Consider the following 25645-nt stretch of genomic DNA (forward strand, 5'->3'; position numbering starts at 1 on the left):
GCGCCCCCGGTCCTGTGATGTCAACGGCGCTGAGCTTACCCCAGCGCGTAGCCGGCCCCACGCACGGTGCGCAGCGGATCGCCGCCGCCATGCTGGCACAGCGCCTTGCGCAGGCGCCCGATATGCACGTCCACGGTGCGCGTATCGACGTAGATATCGCGCCCCCAGACCCGGTCCAGCAGCTGTTCGCGCGACCAGACGCGGCCGGGCTTTTCCATGAAGGTGGAGAGGAGGCGGAATTCGGTCGGGCCAAGCTTCAGCGAATCCCCATGCCGTGTCACGCGATGGGTTTCGGCATCCAGAACGATGTCTTCGTATTCCAGACGCAGCCCCGCCGCCGCCGGCCGTGTGCGGCGCAACTGGGCGCGCACACGGGCCATCAATTCGACCACGGAATAGGGTTTGACGACATAATCGTCCGCCCCGGTTTCCAGCCCGCGCACCTTGTCCACCTCTTCGGAGCGCGCCGAGAGCATGATCACCGGCACGCCGCGGGTTTCGGGGCGGGTCTTGAGCTGGCGGCAGACCTCGATCCCCGACACGTTCGGCAGCATCCAGTCCAGCACGATGATGTCGGGCTGTTCCTCGGCGACCAGCATCAGGGCCTCTTCGCCATTTTCGGCGCGGGCCACGCGAAAGCCTTCGGCCTCAAGGTTGTAGCTGAGGACTTCGCGCTGTGCGGCCTCATCCTCGACCACCAGAACCACGGGTTGATCGGCTGACATATGCTCAGTCCTCGTCACTGTTGGCGTCGACGCTGTAGCGCGGATCAGACGAGGTCATGTCGCCCTTGGGACGTGGTTGGCCCGGCTTGGCGCCGGTGACCAGAAACACCACCTGTTCGGCGATCGACGTCACATGATCCCCCATCCGTTCGATGTTCTTTGCGATGAAATGCAGGTGCATACAGGCGGTGATGTTGCGCGGATCTTCGAGCATGAAGGTCAGGAATTCGCGGAACAAGGTGTTGTACATCTGGTCGACATCGCGGTCGCGTTCGATGACGTCCCTGGCCAGTTCGGCGTCGCGCTGGATATAGGCGTCGAGCGCATCCTTCAGCATCAGTTCGACCTCGCGCGCCATGCGGCGCAGCGCTGCGGGCGATCCCTGGATCGGCGTGAGCTGGGCCAGAACACCGGTCCGCTTGGCCATGTTCTTGGACAGGTCGCCGATGCGTTCCAGATTGGCCGACATCCGCATGACCGACAGGATCACCCGCAGGTCAATCGCCGTGGGCGCACGGATTGCGATCACGCGCGCGGCTTCGTCGTTCAGCTGCTCTTCCAGAAGGTCGATGGCCTTGTCGCCCATGCGGACCTGTTCGGCCAGTTCTTCGTCGCGGGTGTCGAGCGACTTTGCGCCGTCACGAATGGCGGCTTCGACAAGCCCGCCCATCTTCATGATCTTGGCCTGGATGCCTTCAAGGTCCCGGTCAAAGGCCGAGGCGATGTGCTGTGTCATCTCTGTCATGGCTCTATCCGATCCGTCCGGTGATGTATGCTTCTGTGCGCGGGTCCTGCGGGTTGGTGAAGATCTTGTCGGTAACGCCGTATTCGACAAGATTGCCAAGGTGGAAAAACGCGGTTTTCTGGCTGACGCGTGCGGCCTGCTGCATCGAGTGGGTGACGATCACCACCGAATAATCGCGGCGCAGTTCGTCGATCAACTCCTCGACCTGCGCGGTCGCGATGGGATCAAGCGCGGAACACGGCTCATCCATCAGCAGCACTTCGGGTTCGGTTGCAACGGCGCGGGCGATGCACAGACGCTGCTGCTGGCCGCCGGACAGGCCGGTGCCGGGCGCATTAAGACGGTCTTTGACCTCATTCCAGATGGCACCGCGCTTCAGCGCGCGTTCGACGATCTCGTCAAGGTCGGTCTTGTTCTTGGCCATACCGTGGATGCGCGGGCCGTAGGCGACGTTGTCGTAGATCGATTTGGGGAACGGGTTCGGTTTCTGGAACACCATGCCGACCTTGGCGCGCAGCTGCACGGGATCGACGCGTTTGTCATAGATGTCTTCGCCGTCGATGCGAATGTCCCCTTCGACGCGGCAGATGTCGATCGTGTCGTTCATGCGGTTCAGGCAGCGCAGGAAGGTGGATTTCCCGCAGCCCGACGGGCCGATGAAGGCGGTGACTGTCTTGTCTTCGATCTGGACACTCACGTCCTTGATGGCATGGGTGTCGCCGTAATAGACCTGCACGCCCTTGGCCGCGATCTTGATGTCCTTGACTTCCACGTCTCTCTCCGAATTTGGGGCGTCGTACATGGGTATACCTTTCTTGCCGTCTGCGTTCAAAGCGGCTGTCATTACCAGCGACGCTCAAATCGGCGGCGTAGGAGAATAGCGATGATATTCATGATCATGAGGAACACGAGCAGGATGATGATGCCGCCCCAGGCGCGTTCGTAATAGGCGGGGTCGGCACGTTTGGCCCATTCGTAAATCTGCGCGGGCATGGCCGAGTTCGGGTCAAGAAAACCGCTGGCCACGCCGTCGGGATAGTTGGTGGCGATATAGCCCACCATGCCGATCAGCAGCAGCGGCGCGGTTTCGCCCAGTGCCTGTGCCAGACCAAGGATCGTGCCGGTCAGGATACCGGGCATGGCCAGTGGCAGCACGTGATGGAACACCGACTGCATCTTGGACGCCCCTACCCCCAGGGCCGCCTGCCGGATCGACGGCGGAACGGAGGCGAGCGAGGCGCGGGTCGAGATGATGATCGTCGGCAGGGTCATCAGGGTCAGCACCAGACCACCGACCAGAGGCGCGGATTGCGGCAGGTGCATGAACTGGATGAACACCGCAAGACCGAGGATACCAAAGACGATCGACGGCACCGCGGCGAGGTTCGAGATATTGACCTCGATGATATCGGTAAAGCGGTTCTTCTTGGCGAACTCTTCGAGATAGATCGACGCGGCGACCCCGATGGGCAGCGACAGCAGCAGCACCACCAGCATCATGAAGAACGACCCCAGGATGGACACACCAAGCCCGGCCTGTTCCGCGCGACTTTCCGAGGCATCCGCGCCGGTGATGAAATCCATGTTGAACTCACGGACAACGATGCCCTTTTCGCGCAGGGCGTCGGTCAGATCCAGTTGTTCGACGTTGATGTTCTTGTCGCGCGCCACGTCGTCGCGTTTGACGCGGCCCTTGAGGTAGCCATCCACCCGGCTGGAGGCGAGGATACGGAAATCAACCGTGTCACCGACCAGATCGGGATTGGCCAGAACCACATCCCGGACCTGTGCCGCAGCCGAGGCCGAGATCATGGGTTTCATGTCCTTGGCCTTGGTAAGTGGTGTTTCCACGCCGGTTTTTTGCACGGTGGCCCAAAGCGAATTTTCGATCAGCGGCGCGTAGCCGAAGGTTGAAACCTTTTTCATCTCTTCGGGATCGCGGTTGCCCGCCTTATCGAGCTTGGCCGGGTCCAGATAGACCGGCACGTGGATGAATGTCTGCTGGAAAGCGCCAACCCCGTTTGACAGGATCGCAGTCAGCAACACGACCAGACAGAATATCCCGGCGGCGATTGCGGCGATGCCGTAGGCCTTGAACCGGGCCTCTGCGGCGTTGCGTTTCTTTGTGCGCGCATCCAGCGTGATCAGCGATTTGCCCTTGGGCGGGTTCGCTCCGGGTGTGGCGAGGGTTGCGTCGGTCATTCGTATTGCTCCCGGTATTTCCGCACGATGTAGAGGGCAAAGACATTGAGCCCGAGGGTGATGACAAACAGGCTCATGCCCAGGGCAAAGGCCACCAGCGCCTCGGGGCTGGAAAAGTCGGCATCCCCGGTCAGCTGGCTGACGATCTTGGCGGTGACCGTGGTCATCGCCTCAAACGGGTTCAGCGACAGGCGGGCTGCGGCCCCTGCCCCCAGAACCACGATCATGGTTTCGCCGATGGCGCGGGACGCGGCCAGAAGGATCGCGCCAACGATGCCCGGAAGCGCCGCAGGCACCACGACCTGGCGGATGGTTTCGGATTTGGTTGCGCCAAGGCCATAAGAGCCGTCGCGCATCGACTGTGGCACCGCGTTGATGATGTCATCCGACAGCGAGCTGACAAAGGGGATCAGCATGATGCCCATGACAAGGCCCGCGGTCATGACCGCCGTCCCGGCCTTCATCCAGCCAGCGCCATCTGCGCCAAAGACCGACAGCAGCAGCGGGCCGACCGTCAGAAGCGCAAAAAGACCGTAGACGATGGTGGGGATACCGGCGAGGACCTCAAGCAGCGGTTTGGCAATCGCGCGTACCTTGGGTCCGGCATATTCCGACAGGTAGATTGCTGCGAACAGGCCGATGGGCACCGCCACCAGCAGCGCGATCAGCGAGATATAGAGCGTGCCCCAGAGCAGCGGAAGAATGCCAAGTTCGGAACCACCGCCAAAGCTGGGCGACCATACCAGGCTGAAGAAGAATTCCTTGGCGGGGTAGCGTTGAAAGAATTCGATGGTGTTGAAGATCAGGCTGAGGACGATGCCGATGGTGGTCAGGACCGCAAGCGACGCGGCGGTGACCAGCAGAGCCTTGATCCCGGCTTCGACGACGTTACGCGCACGGTAGTCCATGTGCGACTGCATCACGGACCAGATGCCGCCGGCGATGGCCGCACCTAGCACCAGAACCGTCATCAACAGACGGCCGGTTCCGTTGAGGGACCGAAACCGCTGCGCTGCACGCAGCACCTCGGGGCTGACATCGGAACCCAGCGCGACACCAGCAGCACCCAGACGTGCGCGCACATCGGTGAATTCGGTGCGCAGGTTGCGCGCCTCATCTGCTGACATGATGCCACTGGCAACGGCCGCGTCCAGACCGTCTGCCACGCGCCGGACGTCCGACATGACCAGACCCAGCGTCGTATCCTCAGACACGGCATTGTCCGGCATCATTCCGGAAACGGTTGAATTGACGACAAAAGGCTGCACCAGCAGCCAGAGGACCAGGACGCCCATTGCGGGGACAATTGTCTTCATCGCAACGTTGCTGCCGTAATAGGTCGGCAGCGAATGCAGTTTGCGATTGTCCCCACCGGCGGTGGCCAGCGCGCGGGCGCGTCCCAGCACGTAGCCGACGGCACCAAGCGCAACCACGATGAGAACAAGCCAAAGAGTGGGCATGATCGCTCCGTTCGTTCTTAAAGGTCCAAAAAGAAATGGGGACGGCAGAAACTGCCGCCCCCGTTGTAAGCCTGCTGGCTTACATGTTCGAGCCCATGACCTGCTCGTCAGCAACCATCGACTGGGTGTTCGCCAGCTCAGGGTCGGAAACGAGGCCATAGGTGGACAGCGGGCCGTCGGGGCCTGCGATCTCATCCGAGACGAAGAATTCGGCATACTCCTTGAGGCCCGGGATCACGCCGATGTGGGCTTTCTTTACGTAGAAGAACAGCGGGCGCGACACGGGGTATTCACCGGTCGAGATCGTTTCGGTCGACGGCGCGATGCCGTCCATCGTTGCGACTTTCAGCTTGTCGGTGTTGTTCTCGTAGAATGCGAGGCCGAAGACGCCGACGCCGTTCTGGTTGGAGTCGATGCGTGCCAGAGTTTCGGTGTAGTCGCCGTCGATGTCGACCGACTTGCCGTCGGTGCGCACTGCGATGCAGCCATCTTCAACACCAGCAGCTTCGAGCAGTGCCTCGGCGCCTGTTGCTTCGCAGCCTGCTGCCAGAACTTTTTCCTCGAACACTTCACGGGTGCCGTGCTTGGTGCCGGGGATGAAGGCAGCGATTTCGACGTCGGGCAGATCGGCGTTGAAATCGGACCATTTGGTGTAGGGGTTGTCGACCAGCGCGCCGTCTACGACGACTTTGGGCGACAGGGCGTTGAACCAGTCGGTCGGGGTGAAGGCCGTGAAGGCCGGGCCGTTGATCTGGCTGGCGAAGACGATGCCGTCATAACCGATCTTGACTTCGATGATGTCGGTCACACCATTTTCGGCGCAGGCCTTGATCTCTTTTTCCTTGATGGCGCGCGATGCGTTCGCGACGTCGATGGTGTTTTCGCCCACGCCTTCGCAGAAACGCTTGAGGCCGGCGGAAGAGCCGCCCGATTCCACGACCGGTGTCGGGAAGTCGAAGTTTTCACCAAAGGCTTCGGCCACGATCGACGCGTAGGGCAGAACGGTCGAGGAACCGGCAACCTGCACGTTGTCACGGGCATAAGCTGCGGAGGCGGATACGGCAGCGATCGCCAGGGCAGAGGCGGTCAGTTTCACGGTTGTCATGGGTAGCTCCTGTTAGAGACGGAATGACGATCATCGTCGCGATGACCTTGCCGCCGACCTATCGACGCCACGCTATGCTTTTGTGACGTTAGTGTAACAGTTTTAAGACAGCCGGTAAGGTGACGCTACGAACGCGCCAAATTTCGCCACCTCCGGCAGGGCCACCCCTGATTTTCGGGGGTTTTCCACAAGATGGGCCGAAAGGCTGGAGCGCCATATTTCCAGGCATGGGACGCTGCGTTGCTTTGGTACATAGCCGTTGGCACCAATAGGCCGGGGTGAATAGAGTGATTGGCAGCCAAGTGTGACAGAATCTTCACCATCGGGCCCCAACGTGGCCCCGGAATACGAAGGAGGCGATCTGATGAGTTACCCTGCCTACGCCCGGTCCGAATGGATTGCCGATGGTGCCATGCATCTGCTGGGCGTCATTGGCGCCTGCTGTGGTGCGATTCTGCTGATGGTGTGGTCGCTGGACCGGGTAAGCGATTCCCAGAGCCTTGCCCTGGCCGTCTATGGCGTGGCGCTTGTCCTGACCTTTGTGGCATCGGCGTTTTATAACATGACCCCATGGGAAACCCTGCGCCCTACCCTGCGCCGCATCGACCACGCCGCCATTTTCGTCAAGATCGCGGGAACTTACACTCCGCTGGTGGTCATGATCGGATCGCTCGGGTCCTATCTTGTGCTGGGCGTGGTCTGGGCGCTTGCGGCCTTTGGCGTGGTCAAAAAGATCTTTTTCTGGCGCGCGCCGGGGCGCTATGATCCGCTGCTTTACCTGTTCATGGGCTGGCTCAGCCCGCTGCTGATCTGGTCCCTGTGGCCGCTGGTGCCGCCTGCTACGATCATCCTGATCACGTCCGGCGGCCTGCTCTACAGTGTTGGTGTCGTGTTCTACAAATGGAAGGCGCTCAAATTCTCAAAAGCGATCTGGCATGGATTCGTGGTCTGCGCCTCGGCTTGCTTTTACGGGGCCATCGCGCTGGGGGCTTTCCACATACCGGTTTGACGCCGCGCGGGCGCTGAGGATCAGTCCAGTTCCAGCCGCATCGTCGCCATGCCATTGCGTTCCGATAGAATTTCATACCCGGCCGAGGCATAGGCCCTCATCGCCGGGTCATTTTCGGTTTCGCATTTCAGCGTGATGGTCAGCGCCTGAAGGGCGCGCGCGGCTGCTTCGACCTCATTCGCGAGCACTTCACCCGCGCCGCCGCGGGCCTCTTCGGCTACAAAGACGTAGGTCAGGTGGCGCACTTCGGGTCCGACCCCGACCCGCAGCGCGAAAAAACCGACATCAGCACCGGCGTCGTCTGTCAGGTAAAAGGACGCATCGTCCATCTCGCCCAGCCACTTTTCCTGCCACTCCAGCGGGTCGAAGGGGAACTTGGCATTGGGATTGACCAGCGCGAGATCTGCCGCGTCCGTCAGAAGTCTGGACAGGGGGACAAGGTCGAAAGGTATATTCGGGCGGGCGGTCAGGGGCATGATCTGAACTCCGTCGGTGGGAATGACGGGTGCCAAGATTCCATACTGCGACGCGGTGTGCAACCGGATCGCGCCCCCGGTTTTCAGACCGGCAACACGACCTTGAATACGCTGCCCTTGCCCAGGGCGCTTTCAATCTGAAGCCGCCCGCGGTGGCGGTTCACGATATGCTTGACGATGGCGAGGCCAAGCCCGGTGCCACCCATTTCGCGACTGCGATGGCTGTCGACGCGGTAGAACCGTTCGGTCAGACGCGGCAAGTGGATGGGATCTATGCCCGGACCGCTGTCGCGCACCTCGAGCGTGACGCCCTGACCGCGCACCCGGGGTTCGAATCCCGGGGCCGAGACGCGCACCGTCACTTCGGAGTCGTGCCCGGAATATTTGATGGCATTCTCAAGCAGGTTCGTCAGCACCTGACGCAGCTGATCGGAATCGCCGGTCATCTCGAACGGCTCCGGCAGGTCCATGTTCACGTGAACGCCTGCCTCGGCTGCCAGCGGAGCAAGGCGATGCACGGTCGATTCGACCAGTTCCCCAAGATCCATCCGTTCGGTCGGCCGCACCCTCTCGTCCGCCTCGACCCGGCTGAGAGAGAGCAGATCCCCGACCAGACGGTTCATGCGGCCTGCTTCGCTTTCCATGATGCCAAGGAACCTGTCGCGGGCGGCGGCATCGTTGCGCGCGGGGCCTTTCAAGGTCTCGATGAAGCCCATCAGCGCGGTCAGGGGCGTGCGCAATTCGTGGCTGACGTTGGCGACAAAGTCGCGGCGCATCTGGCCGGCCTGTTCCAGATGGGTCACATCTTCGAACACCACCAGCGCCCCCGGCCCCTGCGCCAAAGGCACCGCGCGGCAGGACACCTGAAACGTGGTGTCCTGCCGCCCGTCGTTGGTCAGATAGCGGGATTGGCGCGGCTTGCCGTCGCGCAGCGTCGCCTCGATCGCATCCAGCAGTGCGGGCTGGCGCAGGGCGGTGATGAAATGTCGCCCCTGTATGCCATCCCCAAGCAATTTCATCGCCGCTGCGTTCGCGCCTTCGATCCGTTCATCGCGCCGGATCATCACCGCCGGCATGGGCAGTGCGTCGATCACCGCCTGCGGCGTGAAACTCATTTTACGGCACCGGCGGCGCGCAGCCCGTCGTCAAAGGTTGCCATCAGTGCCTCGGTTTCTTCGAGCCCGACTGATACGCGAAAGAAGCCTTCGGTGATGCCCAGTTTGGCCCGGCCTTCGGCGCCAAGCGCGCGGTGCGAACTGGATGCGGGGTGCGACAGGGTCGTGCCTACATCGCCCAGCGTCGGTGCAAAGGCGATGCCCTTGGCGGCGGCTGCAAAGGCATTGGCCTGTTCGCGCCCGCCGTCGAGCTCAAAGCTCAGCATATTGCCGCCCACGCCACGCAAAACAGACTGCGCGCGGGCACGGTCAGGGTGGTCGTCGCGGGTGGGATACAGCACACGCTTGACCCCCTTTTGCCCGGCGAGGTGATCCGCCAGCTTGCGGGCGGTCTGCTGTGCATGGGCAAAGCGCAGGCCAAAGGACATCATGCCGCGTTCAGCCAGCCAGCAGTCAAACGGGCTGGGCGTCATGCCGGTGGTCACGATGAAATCATAGAGCTGCTTGGTCAGTTCCGGGGTGTTTGCCGCGACCCAGCCCAGAGTCACATCCGAATGGCCCGCCAGCAGTTTGGTCACCGAATGGATGACCACATCCGCGCCCCATTCAAAGGGCTTCACGGCAACCGGGGTGGTGAAGGTGTTGTCGACAACCAGCAGAACGCCCTTTGCCTTGCAAAGCTCTGCGATCCCGGCCAGGTCGGCGATGCGCAGGGTCGGGTTGGACACGACTTCGACGAGCGCGAGCTTTGTTTCGGGGCGGAAGGCGGCGGCAAAGGCGGCAACATCCGTCGGATCGGCCAGCGTGGTTGCGATGCCGAGCCGGGGCAGATCGTCCTTCATCATCCGCAGTGAGCGACCATAGAGCTGATCGCCCCCGACCACGTGATCGCCGCTTTTGCACAGGCCCAGCAGCGCCGCAGTTACGGCGGCCATGCCGGAACCGGTGACGATGCCGCCGGTGCAGCCCTCAAGCGCGTCGATCCGCTGGGCCAGCACATCGGCATTGGGGTGGCCTTCGCGGGCGTAGGTGTAGCCTTTTACACGGCCCTCGTACTGCGCATCCAGCGCATCCGGAGTTTCGCTGGCATAGACGACCGACGGCATCAGCGGGGTGACCACGGGGGTCGAGGCGCTGAGCGGTAGGCCGACGGGACGCATCAATGTGGGTTTCATGGCAGGCTCCTCGAAGTTTGCGCAACTGGTGGCACAAGCCCTGCCGGGGGGCAAGAGACTGGCTGGCAGACGGATGGACTTGCGCGCGGGCGGCATCCGCGCCAAAACCGTCTCATGAGCCAGCCCCCAGATATCCTTTGCATCGGTTCCGTCCTTTGGGACGTGATCGGCCGATCCGCCAGCGTCATGGCCCGGGGCAGTGATGTGCCCGGCCGCATCATCCGACTGCCCGGCGGTGTGGCGCTGAACATAGCAATGACACTGGTGCGGTTTGGCCTGCGACCCGGTCTTTTGTCCGCTGTGGGGCGCGACCCCGAAGGTGACGAGCTGACCGACGCCTGCGCGCATCTGGGGCTGGACACGGCGCATATCTATCGGTCCGAGGATCTGCCGACTGACCGTTACATGGCGGTCGAGGGTGCCAACGGGTTGATCGCTGCCATTGCCGATGCCCATTCGCTGGAGGCGGCCGGGGCCAAGATCCTGCGTCCGCTGACAAATGGCCCGCTGGGCAGCAGCGATGCGCCCTACCCCGGGCCGATTGCGCTCGATGGGAACCTCACCGAATCCCTGCTGGATGAAATCGCCCGCAGTCCGGCATTTTGCGCCGCCGATCTGCGCATCGCACCTGCGTCCCCCGGCAAAGCCGAACGGCTGCTACCGTTTCTGCGTTCGGGTCGCGGCACGCTTTATGTCAACCTCGAAGAGGCAGGCCTGCTGTGCCAGAACCGCTTTGACACTGCGCCCGAGGCGGCGGCGGCCCTGCTATCCCGCGGTGCGGCGCGCGCGCTGGTCACCGACGGAGGCGAGGTCACCTGCGATGGCCACCCCGACGGCATCCTGTCGCGCCGCCCGCCCGAAGTTCTTGTGACACGCGTCACCGGTGCCGGTGACACCTTCATGGCCGCGCATATCGCCGCCGAATTTGGCGGAGCGGACCGCGACACGGCGCTCGTGCGCGCGCTGGATGCGGCGGCGGCCTATGTTTCGGGTGATACACCGTCCTGACACACAGGCTCTGCTGTCGGCAAGGCCGCAAGCCAAATGGCACCATCCGCCACCTCGACACCGTTGCACTAACCGGGGTATCCCCCCTTAACTTCTGCGTGCCGATAAAAGGACCCATCCATGCCGCTGTTCCATCTCTCCCCCGCCGTCGCCGCAGCCCTGTCGGAAAAGCGCGCCGTTGTCGCGCTGGAATCCACAATCATCACCCATGGCATGCCCTGGCCGCAGAACCTTGAGGTTGCCCGCAAGATCGAATCTGTCGTGCGCGAGAACGGTGCCGAACCTGCCACCATTGCGGTGATCGACGGGCGGCTTTGCATTGGCCTTGAGGATGCCCAGATCGAGGCGCTGGCACAGGCGCGCGGCGTTGCAAAATTAAGCCGGGCCGATATGGCGGTCTGCATGGCCGAAGGGCGCACCGGCGCCACCACGGTCGCGGCCACGATGATTGCGGCGCAGCTGGCAGGTATTCAGGTCTTTGCCACCGGCGGCATCGGCGGCGTTCACAAGGGGGCGGAATCGTCGTTTGATATATCTGCGGACCTGCGTGAACTGGCCCAGACCGCTGTCACGGTTATTGCGGCCGGCGCAAAGGCCATCCTTGACCTGCCCAAGACTCTTGAGGTGCTTGAAACCCTGGGTGTGCCCGTTATCGCCTATGGTCAGGATCAGCTGCCGGCCTTCTGGTCGCGCTCTGCCGGGCTGCGCGCGCCGCTGCGGTTGGATTCGGCTGCGGCTATCGCGCGGGCACATCGGATGCGCGGCGCCCTTGGCCTGCCGGGCGGTCAGCTGATTGCCAACCCAATTCCCGACGAGGCCGAGATTGCGCGCGCCGAACTTACCCCCGTGATTGCCAAGGCGACACAGGATGCGGCCGACCACGGCATCACCGGCAAGGATCTGACACCCTACCTGCTGCAACGGATTTACGAGTTGACAGATGGTCGTTCGCTTGACGCGAATATCGCGCTGGTTCTAAACAATGCGCGTCTGGGCGCCGAAATCGCCTGCGAACTTGCCAAGGATTGAACCCTTTGCCACCGCAAACCAGCGGAGTTGCACATGAAACGACCAACTGCCTGCCTTGGATGCAAGTGAAGGTCGCGCGACCATTGTAGAAGCCCGCGCGACTCCCTAGATTGCGCGTAAATCCTTGAAAGCGCGCGCATGAACACTCCCTTCGATCCGACGACCCCCCGGCGCCCCGGGCTGCTGGCCAAGATTCGCGCCAGCTTTCTGACCGGGCTCGTGGTGATCGCGCCCGTAGGGCTTACCATCTGGCTGATCTGGACTGTGATCGGCTGGATCGACGGATTTGTTCTGCCGCTGGTGCCGGCGCGCTTCAATCCCGAAGAATATATCGGCATCAACCTGCGCGGCATCGGGGTGATCTTTTTCCTGGTGTTCACTGTTGCGGTGGGTTGGATCGCCAAGGGGCTGATCGGTCGGTCGCTGATCCGCTTTGCCGAAAGCCTGGTAAACCGGATGCCGGTCGTCCGTTCGATCTACAGCGGGGTCAAGCAGATCGCCGAAACGGTGTTTGTCCAGTCCGACCGCAGCTTTGAAAAGGCCTGTCTGATCCAGTATCCGCGCAAGGGGATATGGGCCATCGGGTTTGTGTCGACACAGGCGCGTGGCGAAATTGCCCGTCGGGCCGAGGTCGGTGGCGAGCTCATTTCGGTCTTTGTGCCAACCACGCCGAACCCGACTTCGGGGTTTCTGCTGTTCTTCCCCGCCGAAGATGTGATCGAACTTGATATGAGCATAGAGGATGCCGCCAAACTGGTGATTTCGGCCGGCCTTGTTTATCCGAATGCCAAAGACCCCAGTCAGCCACCTGCCCGGCTGGTGTCTTAGGCTCCGGCCCTACTGGAACTTGGCCCGCAGATCGGCTGTTTGGCGCACGTTCAGATCCGCGCGGTGATCCTTTAGAAACGCGCCAGCCGCGCGCCGCCCGGCCTCTTTCAGCTGGGCAAGCACCGAAGGCACCGGGATCGTCTTGGTCGCGACAGACAGATCGTTCATCAACTCATCATCCGCGATCATGTGCACCAGAACCTGCTTCATCGCCCCATGGTGCAAGGTGCCCTGCCCCAACAGACGCTGGACAAACTCGATGGCACGAAGTTCGCGCAACAGCGAAGAGTTGAAGCTGATCTCATTGATGCGGTTCTGGATTTCAGTCGCGGTAACCGGCACATGGTCGCGGACCAGCGGGTTGATGTTGATCACCACGATATCCTCTGGAAGATGGCGGGCAAACAACGGGAAAAGGGCCGGGTTACCGGTATAGCCGCCGTCCCAGAACGCTTCGGTCAGCCCGGTTTCGGGGTCTTCAACCTCGACCGCCTGGAACAGGGTCGGCAGACAGGCCGAAGCCATGATTGATGCCGCGGTGATCCCGTCGCGGGAAAAGACACGGACCTTGCCGTTGCGCACGTTGGTGGCGCAGATATGTAGCTCGGGTCCCGTTTCGGAACAGACCCTGTCAAAGGTGAACTGGCTGACGATGCGTTCAAGCGGATTCTTGTAAAGTGGTCCCCAGGCGTAGGGTGACATGTTCCGCCCGAGGGAGTCGCCAATAAGGTAGGGCAGCGAATGTGACAGGCCATGACTGACAAAGGATGGTTCTGGCAGCCAGGCGTTGAGCCATTCGGGTAGCCCGGGATGTTCGATTGCGCCGATTTGTGCCCAGAGCCAGTCCAGATTTTCGCGCGCGCCTTCCCGCCCGCCAGACATGAGCCCGGCCTTGAGCGCGGCCGCGTTCAGGGCTCCGGCAGAGGTTCCGGAAATCGCTGCAATCTCGATCCCCTCGTCCTCAAGCAGCCTGTCGAGCACACCCCAGGTAAAAGCGCCGTGCGCGCCGCCGCCCTGCAAGGCCAGATTGATCCGTTTTACATCATCCACGGCCTGTCCTTCTTTTTCTCGAATTGTGCCGGGGGCGCTGCCCTCCACACCGACACGCGTCAAAGCGCGGTCCAGCCACCATCCACGCTGATCGTCGTGCCGGTGATCTGTGCCGCTGCGTCCGAACACAGGAAGACCGCCGTCCCGCCCAGCTGCTGCACGGTTGCAAACTCCTTGGAGGGCTGGCGGTCCAGCATCACCTTCTTGATCACCTCTTCGCGGCCCATGTTGTATTTCTTCATCGTGTCGGGGATCTGCGCCTCGACCAGCGGGGTCAGCACATAGCCCGGGCAGATCGCATTGCAGGTGATATGCTCCTGCGCGGTTTCAAGCGCGGTTGTCTTGGAAAAGCCGACGATGCCGTGCTTGGCCGCGATATAGGCCGATTTGTACGGGCTTGCCGTCAAGCCGTGTGCCGAGGCGATGTTGATCACGCGGCCCCATGCGGCCTTGCGCATCATCGGCAAGGCAGCTGCCGTCGTGTGAAAGGCCGAGCTCAGGTTGATCGCGATGATCGCGTCCCATTTTTCGACCGGAAAATCCTCGATCGGGGCCACATGCTGAATCCCGGCGTTGTTGACCAGAATATCGCAGCGCCCGGCGGTTTCGATCAGCGCGCGACACTCGGCGCCTTTGGACATGTCGGCCTTGATGTAGCGCACCGTTACGCCGTGTTCTTTGGCCATCGCTTCGGCCAGTTTGTGATCCTCGTCGCTATCCGTGAACGAATTCAGCACGATATCCGCCCCGGCGCGGGCAAGCTCATGGGCGATTCCCAGCCCGATTCCCGAATTGGAACCAGTGATGATGGCGGTCTTGTCTTTCAATGTCATGTGGGACGCTCCAATGGACTGTGCACGTGCAGCATAGCACGCCGACTTAGCAAAATAAGGTGTTAATGAAGTATTAATGCTCCCCGGCCGATGAAAATCAGGCCAAAAAAAACGCCCGCGCGAAGCGGGCGTTAAGTTATTGAGGCAGGTTTCATACAGGCAAGAAACCTATCGAGCAGTGAGCTTGTTATAGGCCTTTCTCCGCTGCTGGCCAAGCTAAAAGTTTGAAAAGGAAAGAATCCCCGGCTATTCTGTTGGCAATGAAAACAAGAGCAGACAGGGACGGTTGCCAGAATGGCCCCAGAGATTTTTTCAATCCTCCGGCGCAGTTGCGCCGTTATCGCACTCATTTGCACGGGTGCGTCCGCCTCGGCTGAACCACAGCATGGCATAGCTATGTATGGCGATCCTGCCCTACCACCGGATTTTGTGTCCCTTCCCTATGCAAACCCGGATGCCCCGACAGGTGGGCGTATCGTAAATGGCGAGGTCGGCAGTTTTGACAGCCTCAATCCGCACATCCTGAAAGGCACTGTTCCATGGCAACTGGCGTCCTTGGGATACGAGTCGCTGATGGGCCGGTCCTGGGATGAACCCTTTACGCTGTACGGTCTTTTGGCCGAATCAATCGACGTCGGGCCGAATCGCGAGTGGGCCGAATTTACCCTGCGTCCGGAGGCGAGGTTTTCCGATGGCACCCCGGTCACCATCGAAGATGTGCTGTGGTCCTATGAAACACTCGGCACCAAGGGCCACCCGCGCTATGCCGGGACCTGGGCCAAGGTTGCGTCCATGGAGCAGACCGGCCCGCGTTCCGTGCGGTTCACTTTTGGGGTCGAGGATCGTGAACTTGCGCTGATCATCGGAATGCGTCCGATCCTGAAAAAGGCACAGTGGGAGGGGCACGATTTTGCCGCCTCGGGTATCGACATGATCCCCATTGGCACCTCACCCTATGTCATCGACAGCTTTGAGGCGGGCCGCTACGTCGCGCTAAAGCGCAATCCGGATTACTGGGGCCGCGACCTGCCGTTCATGGCGGGACAGGCCAATCTTGACGAGATCCGGATGGAATTCTACGGCGACAGCCAGGTGATGTTCGAGGCGTTCAAGGCCGGTGAGCTGAATTCACTGCGCGAAAACAACGCCGAAAAGTGGGACACCCAGTACAACTTTCCGGCGGTCGAGCAGGGCGATGTGGTGAAATCGGTGATCCCGCACCAACGCCCGTCAGGCATGACAGGGTTTGTGATGAACACCCGCCGCGATGCGTTCAAGGACTGGCGCGTTCGTGACGCGATGATCCATGCCTTCAACTTTGAATTCATCAACGAGACAATGACCGGTGGCAAACAGCCACGGATCACCTCGTATTTCTCGAATTCTGTGCTGGGTATGGATGATGGTCCCGCAACGGGCCGGGTCGAAGAATTGCTTACGCCCTTTGCTGACCAGCTTTTGCCCGGCGCGATGGAGGGCTATGCCCTGCCAGTTGGTGACGGCAGTTTGCGCAACAGGGCCAATATCGGCAAGGCGATGGAGCTTATGGAGCAAGCTGGCTGGTCGATTGATGCGGGCCGGATGGTGAACGGCGATGGCAATCCCTTTGCGTTCGACATCCTGTTGCCGCAGGGCATGACTGAGGAACAGTCGATCATCGACCTCTACGTGCAGGCGCTTGAGCGGATGGGGATCACACCGACGATCACCACCATCGACCCTGCGCAGTATCAGGAGCGCACGAACAGCTACGATTTCGACATGACCTATTACCGGCGCGGCCTGTCCCTGAGCCCAGGAAACGAACAGAAGCTTTACTGGGGGGCGCGTGGCGTGACAGAGCCGGGTTCGCGCAACCTGATGGGAATGGACTCTGCGGCGGCAGAGGCGTTGATCGACGTGCTGCTGAACGCCCGTGACCGGGATGACTTTGTCGCGGCCACAAAGGCGCTTGACCGGGTGTTGACGACAGGGCGCTATGTGATCCCGATCTATCAGTGGAACGTGAGCCGGATTGCCCATGCAAAAGAACTGAAATATCCAGAGAGATTGCCGATCTACGGCGACTGGTCCGGTTGGCACCCGGATGTCTGGTGGTATGAGGAGTAAGAGCAAATGGTGAAGAAAATCACGGTAACGATGGTTTTGGCGCTGCTTGCGGGCTGCGCCACTGTGGATGGCGTGGGGCAGGACATATCGGGTGGTGCGCGGACCGTGCAAAGCTGGTTCTAGACAACTGCGCCGTCTGCCGCCCTACGGCAGCGATGTTACCCAGAGGATGGTGGCATCCTCTTCGCTGACCGACACGACGTTGTGCCCCATGGTCGCGTCGTAATAGGCGCTGTCGCCGCGACGCATCTCGATAGGCTCGTAAAACTCTGTGTAGAGCTGGATCACTCCGGTCAGCACATAAAGGAATTCTTCGCCGTCGTGCCGCACCCAGCCGTCGAATTCGCTCATATCGCGCGCCCTGATGCGCGCGCGATATGGCACCATCTGCTTTTTGGTCAAGGTCTCGGCCAGCAGCTCATGTTCATAAGTCGTGGTCGCGAGGTGCGTTCCGGCCCCTGCCTTTGTAACTGCCAGGCGCCCGTTCACCTGCTCGCGCTGCGGCGGAGTGAACAGTTGCGGCACGGAAATCTGCAGCCCCACGGCCAACTTCTTGAGCGCATCGTAGGTTGGCGACATCTGCCCGTTTTCGATCTTGGACAGGGTGGAACGTGCCAGCCCCGCCTGCCGCGCCGCCTGCTCCAGCGTCCAGTTGCGCGCCTTGCGCAACTCGCGCACACGCGTGCCAAGGTTCAGCGGCTCGGCGCTTTCCTCTGTTCCGGTGTCCCGGCTGAGTCGGATCGGAGATTTGGGGTCACTGGACGTCATGGCAACGTCATAGGCCGGCTTGCGCAGGCTTGCAAGAATCCAAGGGGCGGCGTAAGCCTCTGATCATGCTGTCTGTCTTTGATCACGGGGCACATGCGCCCTGCCCCACACCCTTCAATCTGGCCGCTTTCGTGTTGGGCCGCTCACAAGAGCTGTCTGACAAGACCGCGCTTAGCGTGGTTTCGCCCGACGGGGCCGAAAACTGGAGCTACGGCGCGCTTGAAGGTGCCGTCCGTGGTACCGCCACCGGGTTGCTGCAAACAGGAATGCAGCCGGGCGATATCCTTTTGATGCGTCTTGGAAATACTGTCGACTTCCCGATTGCCTATCTGGGGGCCATTGCTGCCGGGATCATTCCCGTGCCCACTTCTTCTCAGCTGACAGGACCCGAGGTGGAGGCCATCATCGAAGGTCTTGCCCCATCGGCCATCCTGCTGGGGGACAGCCTGCCCTGTCCCCAGACCGACCTGCCCGTTCATTCGACCCGCGATATGGAAATGTGGCACAGCCTGCCGCCGGCCCCATACAACATGGGTGATCCCGACAGGCTGGCCTATATCATCTTCACCTCTGGCACTTCTGGCGCGATGCGCGCGGTTGGCCATGCGCACCGTGCAATCTGGGCGCGGCAGATGATGATGCAAGGATGGTACGGTCTGACAGGAGAAGACAGGCTGATGCACGCCGGGGCGTTCAACTGGACCTATACGCTGGGCACCGGCTTGATGGATCCCTGGACCATGGGCGCCACTGCGCTGATCCCTGCCGCCGGAGTCGATCACAGCCAGATCCCCCAACTTTTGAACGCCCATGAGACAACGATTTTTGCCGCTGCTCCGGGTGTTTATCGCAATATCCTCAAATCTGCTCCCGCCAGGATGCCCCACTTGCGCCATGGGCTGTCGGCCGGCGAAAAGCTTAGCCCGACTCTGCGTGCCGCCTGGGAAACTGCGACGGGCACAGCAATTTATGAGGCTTTCGGCATGTCTGAATGTTCAACCTTCCTGTCATCATCTCCCGGTCTGCCCGCAGAAGGGCCCGCACTCGGTCGTCCGCAGCCCGGTCGCCATGTGGGCATCCTCGGACCGCAAGGCCCGGTTCCGCGCGGTACGGCCGGTGTGATCGCGATACACCGATCCGACCCCGGATTGATGCTTGGCTATATCGGCGCGCCCGAGGAAACCGCTGCTAAATTTCAGGGTGACTGGTTCTTGACCGGTGACATGGGCGTGATGCACGGCGACGACCAGATCACCTATCTGGGCCGCGACGATGACATGATGAATGCCGGCGGCTACCGCGTCTCGCCGATCGAGGTGGAAGCTGCCCTTCTCTCGCACCCCGGCATCACCGAGGTCGGTGTCACGGATATCGCGGTCAAAGCGGATGTCCGCCTGATCGCGGCCTACTATACCGGCCCCCGAGTGCTGGAGCCGGAAGACCTTACCGCCTGGGTCGCCGAGCGGCTGGCCCGTTACAAGCAGCCGCGATTTTTCTTCCATCGCGATACGCTCCCGAAGAATTCAAACGGCAAACTGATGCGCCGGGCCTTGGGCACGCAACCGGACGAATGATCGGGGTGCAATCACCTGTCCGTGCTGCTAGACAGGGGCAAATTCCTCGAAAGGCACATTTTCATGGTGAAACTCGACATCATGTCCGACCCGATCTGCCCCTGGTGCTATATCGGCAAGACCTATCTCGACCGGGCTCTGGCCCAGATGCCGGACCATCCGTTCACCATTGAATGGCACCCATTCCAGCTTAACCCCGACATGCCTGCCGAGGGTATGGACCGCCGCGCTTATCTCGAAGGCAAATTCGGAGGCAAGGCGGCGGCGGTTCAGGCATATCTGCCGGTGGTGGAGCATGGTGAAAAAGCCGGACTTGACCTCAAGCTCGACGATATCGCGCGGACGCCCAATACCATTGACGCGCATCGGTTGATCCACTGGGCCGGGATCGAGGGGCGGCAGTCTGCCGCCGTATCGGCCCTGTTCCGAGCCTACTTCAACGAAGGCCGGGATATAGGCGAAACCGAAGTTCTAAGCGACATTGCTGATGGCATCGGGTTGGATGCGTCGATCATCCAGCGTCTGCTTGGCTCGGACGCAGATATCGCCGATATACGGGCACGGGACTCTGCTGCGCGGAACATGGGGATCAGCTCGGTGCCGACCTTTATCGTCGCGGGACAGCACGCAGTACCGGGTGCGCAGCCGACGGAACTTTGGATAAAGGTTCTGGCGGAACTGAGTGAAGCCGCGGACTAATCCGTAGTGGCGCACCCCGCCGTTCCGGCAGGTGCGTCAACACCCCCTACGAACCTCGACGAATGTGACGGCGCAATCTCCTAGTCGAAATCATTAGGGGTCGCAATTCGCGACGCCATCATCTCATTTTTTATCCTGTCACTGGTTGCCGCACGACGCGGAATTTGTGCCACGCAAAAGGTCCTGATAGGGGCGCTTTCTTAGAGTCAGAGCTGGGGTATACCTTAACGACGGATCTGACCGCGGGCCGAAAATTGATGCCTTGCGTCAGGCCCGCAATGACTTGGTTCCGCCGCCGCGCGTATCGTCGGACATCGAGAATACGTTCATTCGTTGCGCCAGAGTCGAGGCGTTGTCAGTAATGCGCAGGCTCATCGCCGTCATTTCCTCGCTCAGGCCGGCCGTGCTCTGGGTTTCCTGGTCCAACGTGGTCACCGTTCCATTCAGATCGCGGAGTGAGGTGGCCTGGCTTTGGCTTTCACCCGAAATGTGTTCGATCAGCTTCGTTACCGACACGACCTGCATCACGATGGCTTCCAGCCGCTTACCAGCGTCATTCACCAGCCGAGACCCGTGTGATACCTGATCAGCGCTGTCGTGGATAAGCGACTTGACCCCATTTGCCGCGTCTGAGGTGCTTTTGGCCAGAAGGCGCACTTCGGAAGCCACGACAGCGAAGCCCTTACCCATCTCTCCGGCCCGCGCGGCTTCAACCCCCGCGTTAAGCGCCAGCAGGTTGGTCTGAAATGAAATGTCATCAATCAGCTGGATCACCTTGAGGATTTCTCTCGAGGAAGTCTCGATCAGTTTCATCGCCTCGATCGCCTGCAAGGTCACTTCCGTGCCCGTTTCGGCGCTTTCCCGTGCCGCCGCGGCCATTTCGGCAGCGTTCCGTGCCCCGTCTGCGGTTTCGCTGAGCGATGCATTCAGGTGCTGCATGGCACCCGCGGCACCTGACAAGGCACCAGCCTGCCGTTCGGTTCTGGTGGAAAGATCCGATGTGGCAGCAGAGAGTTCACGCGCCTCAGCGTCAAAGTCGTGCGAGGTAGCCGCAGCATTCTGAAGTGTGTCGCGAAGCATCTCGATCGCGCCGTTGAAGTCTGCGCGCAATTCTTCGTAACTTTCGGGAAAGCTGTCGGTCAGAGCGCAATCAAGGTTGCAGTCTGCCAGACGCTGCAAACTAATTCGGAACGCCGACACAACCCCCTCAGCCTCGGACTGGGCGCGTTCGGCGCGTTTTTGCGCCTCAGCTGCGGCATGACTGCTGTCCTGAAGATCTTCGGCCTGAGACTTCATGTCGCGGGAAAGCTTGGTCCGCTGCAGGATCGTCATGGTCAGAACGCCACCTTCCAGCACGACCAACAGACCGTGCAGCACCGTCCTTTGCAGGTTCTCGACTATATCAAACGACGGATAAATCAGGGAGGGAAGCAATATGCTGAGCAACAGGTGGTGGACCGCTGTAACAGCACAAGCCAGGATCAGGACACCGGCATGGGAGCGGGTCGAAACCACGGCGAGGAGAACGAAATACACCATATGTGTATCGATCTGCCAGGGATGCCCGGAAAATGCGGCGGTCAGGCACATAGCCTGACCCATCACACAAGTCGCAATTACATAAGGTGAAAGCGCCGTCTGCAAGTTACGCGATACGACTGCCAGAGCCGCCAGAGCGCCCGAGACCGCAAGGATGGGCAGGGCAGGATTACCAGCAAAGAGCGCCGCAAGCGGCATCAGAGGTGCCAGTAGCAGGCAGAGCACGAACGACCAGTCGCGAGTTGCGTCGTTGTCGCCTGCGGCATCAATATTCATGTCGTTTCCCCCGTTGTACAAAATGCTGAAAGCGCGCCTGCATCGCGCAGCGTCCAGGCGCCGGCTTTTAGGGCAGCCTCCGCAAAACCCTTGTGTTCAAACACCGCAAACATGGCAAAAGGCGCGGCCACCGGCCCCACTGCCACACCACCAACTGCGCGCACGATAGCCGCAGCGCCGCCATCCCACGGCGGTGCCACGACCAGAACCGGCTTGCCGACGACTGGAATATCGGATCCGAGGGATGCAGAAATCAGCAGGCTGCCACAAATCAGGCAGGCCGCAGTCAACATGACCCCGTCAATCATCAGGCGCATTTTGTAGCTCATACGCCTGTGATAAACGCAGGACTGTTCAGAAAAGGTTATCTCGAAGCAGGTAAGACTAAAAATACCCCTTGCGTGGTATACAATCGCATACCACACTTCCATGTAATACATAAGTGGGCTAAATCAGCTGCAATCGGACGAGCCTAGGAAAGGGCCCTTAGATGTCGAAAATCAAGGTAAAGAACCCCATAGTCGAGATGGACGGGGATGAAATGACCCGGATCATCTGGGCTTTCATCAAGAAAAAGCTGATCATACCCTATCTCGACGTGGATCTGCTCTATTATGACCTGAGCATGGAAAACCGCGACGCAACCGATGACCAGATCACCATCGATGCTGCGGAAAGAACCAAGGAAGTCGGCGTTGCGGTCAAATGCGCGACCATCACGCCGGACGAAGGGCGGGTCGAGGAATTCGGCCTAAAGAAGATGTGGCGCAGCCCCAACGGCACCATCCGCAATATTTTGGGCGGCGTCGTCTTTCGCGCGCCGATCATCTGCAAGAACGTGCCGCGGCTTGTTCCCGGGTGGACAAAGCCTATCGTCATCGGCCGCCACGCCTTTGGGGATCAGTATCGCGCAACAGACATGAAATTCCCCGGGCCCGGCACCCTGTCGATGAAGTTCGTCGGCGACGACGGCACCGTGATCGAGGAAGAGGTCTACAAGGCACCTTCGTCAGGTGTTTACATGGGCATGTACAACCTTGATGATTCCATCACGGATTTCGCCCGTGCGTCGCTGAACTATGGCCTCAACCTCGGTTGGCCGGTCTATTTGTCGACCAAGAACACGATCCTCAAACAGTATGACGGTCAGTTCATGATCATCTTTCAGAAGGTGTACGAGGAAGAGTTCGCCGACAAGTTCAAGGCTAAAGGCATCACCTATGAGCACCGCCTGATTGACGACATGGTCGCAAGCGCCATGAAGTGGTCCGGTGGTTTTGTCTGGGCCTGCAAGAACTACGACGGCGACGTGCAGTCTGACACTGTGGCACAGGGTTTCGGATCGCTTGGACTGATGACTTCGCAGTTGATGACGCCGGATGGTTCTATCGTCGAGGCAGAGGCCGCGCACGGCACCGTCACCCGCCACTATCGTCAACACCAGCGCGGAGAAGAGACTTCGACCAACTCGATCGCGTCGATCTTTGCCTGGACTGGTGGGCTCAAGCATCGGGCCAAACTGGACAGCAATGATCAGCTGATGACCTTTGCAACCACGCTGGAAAAGGTTGTGGTGGATACGGTCGAATCCGGTTTCATGACCAAGGATCTCGCCCTGTTGGTCGGACCCGATCAGAGCTGGCTGACCACCATGGGCTTTTTGGAAAAGGTAGATGAGAATCTGAACAAGGTGCTGTCGCTATAAAGCGCAGCACCACTGCATTGAAACGAAAACAGCCGACCCTCAGGTCGGCTGTTGCACGAAACGATGGTTTCGACTGGTGGATTCCACTCAGAACTGACCCGGCAGCTTGTTGTGTCTGCCGGTTGCTAACGTGGTCAATGCCACTGTCTCCTTCTGATTGTTTTTTGCTGTCTCGGAGCTGGCTTTGAACCGATAGCTGTCATTACCAGTCTCAAGGATGTGGCAGCGATGGGTGAGGCGATCGAGGAGTGCCGTGGTCATCTTTGCATCCACTGCCCGGCAGAGCATTGCAAAGCAATGTTCGAGAGGGGCCAAAAACGCTGGCCCACTCGCTGAAGCGGAGGTTGGTGGTGATGACCACACTGGTGCGCTCGTATAGTTTGCTGACAAGATGGAACAGCAGCGCACCGCCGAGGCACTGAACGGGCGGTAGCCGAGCTCGTCGAGGATCACCAATTCGGTCTTCACCAGCGCCTCGGCGATCTTTCCAGCCTTTCCCTGGGCCTTTTCTTGTTCCAGCGCATTCACCAGTTCGACGGTCGAGAAGTAGCGCACCCGCTTGCGATGATGCTCAATGGCCTGAATGCCCAATGTCACGCCAAAGGCGTGCTTTCAGCACGACCGCAACGTGGCTTTTCCCAGTTCCGGGTCCGCCGAACAGGACCACGTTCTCGGCCGCGTCCATGAACTTGCACCGATGCAGTTGGCGCACGAGGGGTTCGTTGACCTCGCTGGCGGCGAAGTCGACCTTGTAGGCCGGGAAGCGCGCGGCCTTCATGTGATAGGCCCCTCTCGTGCATGTAAACATGCACTGCCGGGCAGTGGCTGGAGCGCACCTCGCGTTCGGCCATTTCAGCCTTGAGCAGTTGCGACAGAATCGGGATTGCCGCGTCAAATGCAGGCGCGCCCTGTTCCATGAGGTCATGCACTGCCTGCGCCATGCGTCGTGCTGGAAGCACGCCTTCGGCGTGACGCATCTTCAGGTTGCGAAGCATGATGACAATTGCGGCGTCCTGCCATAGGCGCGCAGGATTGAACGGGCGGGATCATGACGCATGGCGTGTGCCTCCCCGCAGTCCATCGTAGCCTGCAACGTTGGCCTCAGGCTCCTTCTTCAGGGCGAGGCTTGAAGGCGGCTTCACATCGGGCTGGTCGGTTGGTGTGCCATCCACCAGCCGATGGAGCAGGTTGAGCACAAGGGTCTTGGTCGGCACGCCCGCCTCCAGAGCCATTTCCACGGCGCACAGCACGTCCTGTTCGTCATGATGCAGCACCAAGGACAGGATCTCGACCATCCATTGGCTGGCAGGCGATGCATGCATCGCCGGGAGGCTCGCGATCGCCGCCGGGCTTGCGCAGCATCTGCCCCTGCAATTGACGGAACGCCTCTGGCATCTCGACGAAGGGCGCACCATTGCGTGGCGCGCCCGGCTTGCGCTGGACCACGGCGAGGTAATGTCGCCAGTCATAGATGACGCGGCCAGGTTGCCGGTGTGACCGCTCAATGATGCGCTGATGCTCGCAGATCATGTGCCCTTCGGCGTCATGCCGCAGGCATGCTTTTAGCATGACGATCACCAGCAGCTCAGGGTCGATGTACAGACTGACTGGCCGGTTTGCGAAGCTGGCAGGCAAGAGTAGCGCTCGCCGCCGACGCCATGCCGAAGGCGCGCAGATCGTGCGCGACCCCAGTCCTCGCTCCAGTCGAACTGGAATGCCTCGCCCGGGCGAAACGACAGTGACAGATCGGTGCCGCAGTCAGTGGTCTGCTGCGCACGTTGCCGATCCCTCTTCCATACCCGCACGAAGGCTGCGACCCGCTCATACGAGCCGTCATAGCCAAGCTGAACCAGATCAGCGTGCATCTGATTCGCGGTGCGCTGGTCCTTGCGCGACTTGCGCTGCTCCGTCACCAGCCAGTCTGGCAGCTTCTCGGCATCGGGGCCAGCTTGCTTGGCCTTGATGTTGCCTGGAACTTGGGCTCAGCGGTGCCGCGCGCAGACACCTCCTGATGGTGTTGCGAGACAGCCCGGTCCGTCGAAAAATATCGCGAATGGCCATCTTGTCCCGTAATGTCCAACGTCGAATGACGCTTAAAAACTCCATGTCGATCACTCCAATAACCCCCGACAAATCCCGTCAGGGGCAAGGTTCCACATGGGTCAGTTCTCAGTGAAAATTTCGACTGCTGCTGGGTCAGTTCTGAGTGACATCC

Annotated in this window: 25 protein-coding genes and 1 pseudogene; 9 read left to right on the top strand and 17 right to left on the bottom strand. The window is 60.7% G+C overall.

Going from position 1 to position 25645, the window contains the following annotated elements:
• Positions 1-35: 35 nt before the first annotated feature.
• The 6 genes from phoB to CHB75_RS05980 all read right to left on the bottom strand — a co-directional run bounded on the left by phoB (position 36) and on the right by CHB75_RS05980 (position 6237).
• Positions 36-725: a phosphate regulon transcriptional regulator PhoB gene (gene phoB / locus CHB75_RS05955; RefSeq protein ID WP_089269626.1), complete on the bottom strand. Its 690-nt coding sequence runs from the start codon at positions 723-725 to the stop codon at positions 36-38.
• A gap of 4 nt (positions 726-729) precedes the next feature.
• On the bottom strand, positions 730-1470 hold the full coding sequence (phoU, locus tag CHB75_RS05960; RefSeq protein ID WP_089269627.1) for a phosphate signaling complex protein PhoU: 741 nt from the start codon (positions 1468-1470) through the stop codon (positions 730-732).
• A 4-nt stretch (positions 1471-1474) separates the two neighbouring features.
• On the bottom strand, positions 1475-2272 hold the full coding sequence (pstB, locus tag CHB75_RS05965) for a phosphate ABC transporter ATP-binding protein PstB (RefSeq protein WP_089269628.1): 798 nt from the start codon (positions 2270-2272) through the stop codon (positions 1475-1477).
• A 41-nt stretch (positions 2273-2313) separates the two neighbouring features.
• A complete protein-coding gene (gene pstA, locus CHB75_RS05970; RefSeq protein WP_089269629.1) occupies positions 2314-3672 on the bottom strand; it encodes a phosphate ABC transporter permease PstA in 1359 nt (452 codons plus the stop codon).
• Entirely contained in the window at positions 3669-5132 is a 1464-nt protein-coding gene (pstC, locus tag CHB75_RS05975) for a phosphate ABC transporter permease subunit PstC (protein WP_089269630.1), read from the bottom strand. Before pstC ends, pstA begins: the two co-directional genes overlap by 4 nt.
• 79 nt (positions 5133-5211) lie before the next feature.
• Positions 5212-6237: a substrate-binding domain-containing protein gene (locus CHB75_RS05980; protein WP_089269631.1), complete on the bottom strand. Its 1026-nt coding sequence runs from the start codon at positions 6235-6237 to the stop codon at positions 5212-5214.
• 364 nt (positions 6238-6601) lie between these two features.
• On the opposite strand from CHB75_RS05980, the gene trhA reads away from it, so the two are divergent.
• Entirely contained in the window at positions 6602-7246 is a 645-nt protein-coding gene (gene trhA / locus CHB75_RS05985) for a PAQR family membrane homeostasis protein TrhA (protein ID WP_089269632.1), read from the top strand.
• 20 nt (positions 7247-7266) lie between these two features.
• Here the strand turns inward: trhA and CHB75_RS05990 are convergent, their stop codons facing one another.
• The 3 genes from CHB75_RS05990 to CHB75_RS06000 all read right to left on the bottom strand — a co-directional run bounded on the left by CHB75_RS05990 (position 7267) and on the right by CHB75_RS06000 (position 10012).
• Complete coding sequence (locus tag CHB75_RS05990) at positions 7267-7722, bottom strand: GNAT family N-acetyltransferase (protein ID WP_089269633.1); 456 nt, start codon at positions 7720-7722, stop codon at positions 7267-7269.
• 83 nt (positions 7723-7805) lie between these two features.
• Positions 7806-8837, bottom strand: a complete 1032-nt coding sequence (locus CHB75_RS05995) for an ATP-binding protein (RefSeq protein ID WP_089269634.1) — start codon at positions 8835-8837, stop codon at positions 7806-7808.
• Complete coding sequence (locus tag CHB75_RS06000) at positions 8834-10012, bottom strand: trans-sulfuration enzyme family protein (RefSeq protein WP_089269635.1); 1179 nt, start codon at positions 10010-10012, stop codon at positions 8834-8836. The genes CHB75_RS05995 and CHB75_RS06000 overlap by 4 nt, the downstream gene beginning before the upstream one ends.
• Before the next feature lie 114 nt (positions 10013-10126).
• Between CHB75_RS06000 and CHB75_RS06005 the strand changes: the two genes are divergently transcribed.
• The 3 genes from CHB75_RS06005 (at position 10127) to CHB75_RS06015 (ending at position 12877) form a co-directional block, all read left to right on the top strand.
• The gene (locus CHB75_RS06005) at positions 10127-11020 is read left to right on the top strand and encodes a PfkB family carbohydrate kinase (RefSeq protein ID WP_089269636.1); all 894 of its coding nucleotides are present in this window, start codon (positions 10127-10129) and stop codon (positions 11018-11020) included.
• Positions 11021-11140: 120 nt separating this feature from the next.
• Positions 11141-12049, top strand: a complete 909-nt coding sequence (locus CHB75_RS06010; RefSeq protein WP_089269637.1) for a pseudouridine-5'-phosphate glycosidase — start codon at positions 11141-11143, stop codon at positions 12047-12049.
• A 138-nt stretch (positions 12050-12187) separates the two neighbouring features.
• On the top strand, positions 12188-12877 hold the full coding sequence (locus tag CHB75_RS06015; RefSeq protein ID WP_089269638.1) for a DUF502 domain-containing protein: 690 nt from the start codon (positions 12188-12190) through the stop codon (positions 12875-12877).
• Between the two features lie 9 nt (positions 12878-12886).
• On the opposite strand, the gene CHB75_RS06020 is transcribed toward CHB75_RS06015, so the two are convergent.
• Both CHB75_RS06020 and CHB75_RS06025 read right to left on the bottom strand, forming a co-directional pair.
• Positions 12887-13927 (bottom strand): patatin-like phospholipase family protein, encoded by a 1041-nt coding sequence (locus CHB75_RS06020; RefSeq protein ID WP_089269639.1) that lies wholly within the window; start codon positions 13925-13927, stop codon positions 12887-12889.
• Positions 13928-13986: 59 nt separating this feature from the next.
• A complete protein-coding gene (locus CHB75_RS06025; RefSeq protein ID WP_089269640.1) occupies positions 13987-14760 on the bottom strand; it encodes a 3-hydroxybutyrate dehydrogenase in 774 nt (257 codons plus the stop codon).
• Between the two features lie 294 nt (positions 14761-15054).
• Between CHB75_RS06025 and CHB75_RS06030 the strand changes: the two genes are divergently transcribed.
• Together CHB75_RS06030 and CHB75_RS06035 are read left to right on the top strand one after the other, a co-directional pair.
• Positions 15055-16869 carry an extracellular solute-binding protein gene (locus CHB75_RS06030; protein ID WP_089269641.1) on the top strand — a complete coding sequence of 605 codons (1815 nt, stop codon included), beginning with the start codon at positions 15055-15057 and terminating at the stop codon, positions 16867-16869.
• 6 nt (positions 16870-16875) lie between these two features.
• A complete protein-coding gene (locus CHB75_RS06035; RefSeq protein ID WP_089269642.1) occupies positions 16876-16992 on the top strand; it encodes an entericidin EcnA/B family protein in 117 nt (38 codons plus the stop codon).
• 21 nt (positions 16993-17013) lie between these two features.
• Here CHB75_RS06035 and CHB75_RS06040 read toward each other — a convergent pair whose 3' ends face one another.
• Positions 17014-17637 (bottom strand): helix-turn-helix domain-containing protein, encoded by a 624-nt coding sequence (locus CHB75_RS06040; protein WP_089269643.1) that lies wholly within the window; start codon positions 17635-17637, stop codon positions 17014-17016.
• Between the two features lie 65 nt (positions 17638-17702).
• On the opposite strand from CHB75_RS06040, the gene CHB75_RS06045 reads away from it, so the two are divergent.
• Both CHB75_RS06045 and CHB75_RS06050 read left to right on the top strand, forming a co-directional pair.
• Complete coding sequence (locus tag CHB75_RS06045; protein ID WP_089269644.1) at positions 17703-19211, top strand: class I adenylate-forming enzyme family protein; 1509 nt, start codon at positions 17703-17705, stop codon at positions 19209-19211.
• A 63-nt stretch (positions 19212-19274) separates the two neighbouring features.
• Complete coding sequence (locus tag CHB75_RS06050) at positions 19275-19910, top strand: DsbA family oxidoreductase (RefSeq protein ID WP_089269645.1); 636 nt, start codon at positions 19275-19277, stop codon at positions 19908-19910.
• Positions 19911-20177: 267 nt separating this feature from the next.
• On the opposite strand, the gene CHB75_RS06055 is transcribed toward CHB75_RS06050, so the two are convergent.
• On the bottom strand, positions 20178-21725 hold the full coding sequence (locus CHB75_RS06055) for a methyl-accepting chemotaxis protein (protein ID WP_089269646.1): 1548 nt from the start codon (positions 21723-21725) through the stop codon (positions 20178-20180).
• A complete protein-coding gene (locus tag CHB75_RS06060; protein ID WP_176439069.1) occupies positions 21722-22042 on the bottom strand; it encodes a hypothetical protein in 321 nt (106 codons plus the stop codon). The genes CHB75_RS06055 and CHB75_RS06060 overlap by 4 nt, the downstream gene beginning before the upstream one ends.
• A gap of 173 nt (positions 22043-22215) precedes the next feature.
• Between CHB75_RS06060 and CHB75_RS06065 the strand changes: the two genes are divergently transcribed.
• A complete protein-coding gene (locus CHB75_RS06065; protein ID WP_089269648.1) occupies positions 22216-23430 on the top strand; it encodes an NADP-dependent isocitrate dehydrogenase in 1215 nt (404 codons plus the stop codon).
• 87 nt (positions 23431-23517) lie between these two features.
• Here the strand turns inward: CHB75_RS06065 and CHB75_RS22450 are convergent, their stop codons facing one another.
• The 3 genes and pseudogenes from CHB75_RS22450 to CHB75_RS06075 all read right to left on the bottom strand — a co-directional run bounded on the left by CHB75_RS22450 (position 23518) and on the right by CHB75_RS06075 (position 25545).
• A complete protein-coding gene (locus tag CHB75_RS22450; protein WP_425439489.1) occupies positions 23518-24027 on the bottom strand; it encodes an ATP-binding protein in 510 nt (169 codons plus the stop codon).
• Positions 24002-24208: an ATP-binding protein gene (locus tag CHB75_RS22455; RefSeq protein WP_425439490.1), complete on the bottom strand. Its 207-nt coding sequence runs from the start codon at positions 24206-24208 to the stop codon at positions 24002-24004. The genes CHB75_RS22450 and CHB75_RS22455 overlap by 26 nt, the downstream gene beginning before the upstream one ends.
• A gap of 268 nt (positions 24209-24476) precedes the next feature.
• Positions 24477-25545: pseudogene (locus tag CHB75_RS06075) on the bottom strand (IS21 family transposase).
• Positions 25546-25645: the final 100 nt, after the last annotated feature.

This window comes from Puniceibacterium sediminis (genome assembly GCF_900188035.1).
Taxonomy (GTDB): Bacteria; Pseudomonadota; Alphaproteobacteria; order Rhodobacterales; family Rhodobacteraceae; genus Puniceibacterium; species Puniceibacterium sediminis.

Bases quoted from the DNA above. Each gene is read 5' to 3' on its own strand.
- CHB75_RS06025 (WP_089269640.1), bottom strand. From the start codon at position 14,760: ATGACATTGAAAGACAAGACCGCCATCATCACTGGTTCCAATTCGGGA.
- CHB75_RS06030 (WP_089269641.1), top strand. From the start codon at position 15,055: ATGGCCCCAGAGATTTTTTCAATCCTCCGGCGCAGTTGCGCCGTTATC.
- CHB75_RS06015 (WP_089269638.1), top strand. From the start codon at position 12,188: ATGAACACTCCCTTCGATCCGACGACCCCCCGGCGCCCCGGGCTGCTG.
- CHB75_RS06005 (WP_089269636.1), top strand. From the start codon at position 10,127: ATGAGCCAGCCCCCAGATATCCTTTGCATCGGTTCCGTCCTTTGGGAC.
- CHB75_RS06065 (WP_089269648.1), top strand. From the start codon at position 22,216: ATGTCGAAAATCAAGGTAAAGAACCCCATAGTCGAGATGGACGGGGAT.
- CHB75_RS06055 (WP_089269646.1), bottom strand. From the start codon at position 21,725: ATGAATATTGATGCCGCAGGCGACAACGACGCAACTCGCGACTGGTCG.
- CHB75_RS06060 (WP_176439069.1), bottom strand. From the start codon at position 22,042: ATGCGCCTGATGATTGACGGGGTCATGTTGACTGCGGCCTGCCTGATT.
- CHB75_RS06045 (WP_089269644.1), top strand. From the start codon at position 17,703: ATGCTGTCTGTCTTTGATCACGGGGCACATGCGCCCTGCCCCACACCC.
- CHB75_RS05995 (WP_089269634.1), bottom strand. From the start codon at position 8,837: ATGAGTTTCACGCCGCAGGCGGTGATCGACGCACTGCCCATGCCGGCG.
- trhA (WP_089269632.1), top strand. From the start codon at position 6,602: ATGAGTTACCCTGCCTACGCCCGGTCCGAATGGATTGCCGATGGTGCC.
- phoU (WP_089269627.1), bottom strand. From the start codon at position 1,470: ATGACAGAGATGACACAGCACATCGCCTCGGCCTTTGACCGGGACCTT.
- pstB (WP_089269628.1), bottom strand. From the start codon at position 2,272: ATGTACGACGCCCCAAATTCGGAGAGAGACGTGGAAGTCAAGGACATC.
- CHB75_RS05990 (WP_089269633.1), bottom strand. From the start codon at position 7,722: ATGCCCCTGACCGCCCGCCCGAATATACCTTTCGACCTTGTCCCCCTG.
- CHB75_RS06010 (WP_089269637.1), top strand. From the start codon at position 11,141: ATGCCGCTGTTCCATCTCTCCCCCGCCGTCGCCGCAGCCCTGTCGGAA.
- CHB75_RS06035 (WP_089269642.1), top strand. From the start codon at position 16,876: ATGGTGAAGAAAATCACGGTAACGATGGTTTTGGCGCTGCTTGCGGGC.
- CHB75_RS06050 (WP_089269645.1), top strand. From the start codon at position 19,275: ATGGTGAAACTCGACATCATGTCCGACCCGATCTGCCCCTGGTGCTAT.
- CHB75_RS05980 (WP_089269631.1), bottom strand. From the start codon at position 6,237: ATGACAACCGTGAAACTGACCGCCTCTGCCCTGGCGATCGCTGCCGTA.
- CHB75_RS06040 (WP_089269643.1), bottom strand. From the start codon at position 17,637: ATGACGTCCAGTGACCCCAAATCTCCGATCCGACTCAGCCGGGACACC.
- CHB75_RS22455 (WP_425439490.1), bottom strand. From the start codon at position 24,208: ATGAAGGCCGCGCGCTTCCCGGCCTACAAGGTCGACTTCGCCGCCAGC.
- pstC (WP_089269630.1), bottom strand. From the start codon at position 5,132: ATGCCCACTCTTTGGCTTGTTCTCATCGTGGTTGCGCTTGGTGCCGTC.
- phoB (WP_089269626.1), bottom strand. From the start codon at position 725: ATGTCAGCCGATCAACCCGTGGTTCTGGTGGTCGAGGATGAGGCCGCA.
- CHB75_RS06000 (WP_089269635.1), bottom strand. From the start codon at position 10,012: ATGAAACCCACATTGATGCGTCCCGTCGGCCTACCGCTCAGCGCCTCG.
- pstA (WP_089269629.1), bottom strand. From the start codon at position 3,672: ATGACCGACGCAACCCTCGCCACACCCGGAGCGAACCCGCCCAAGGGC.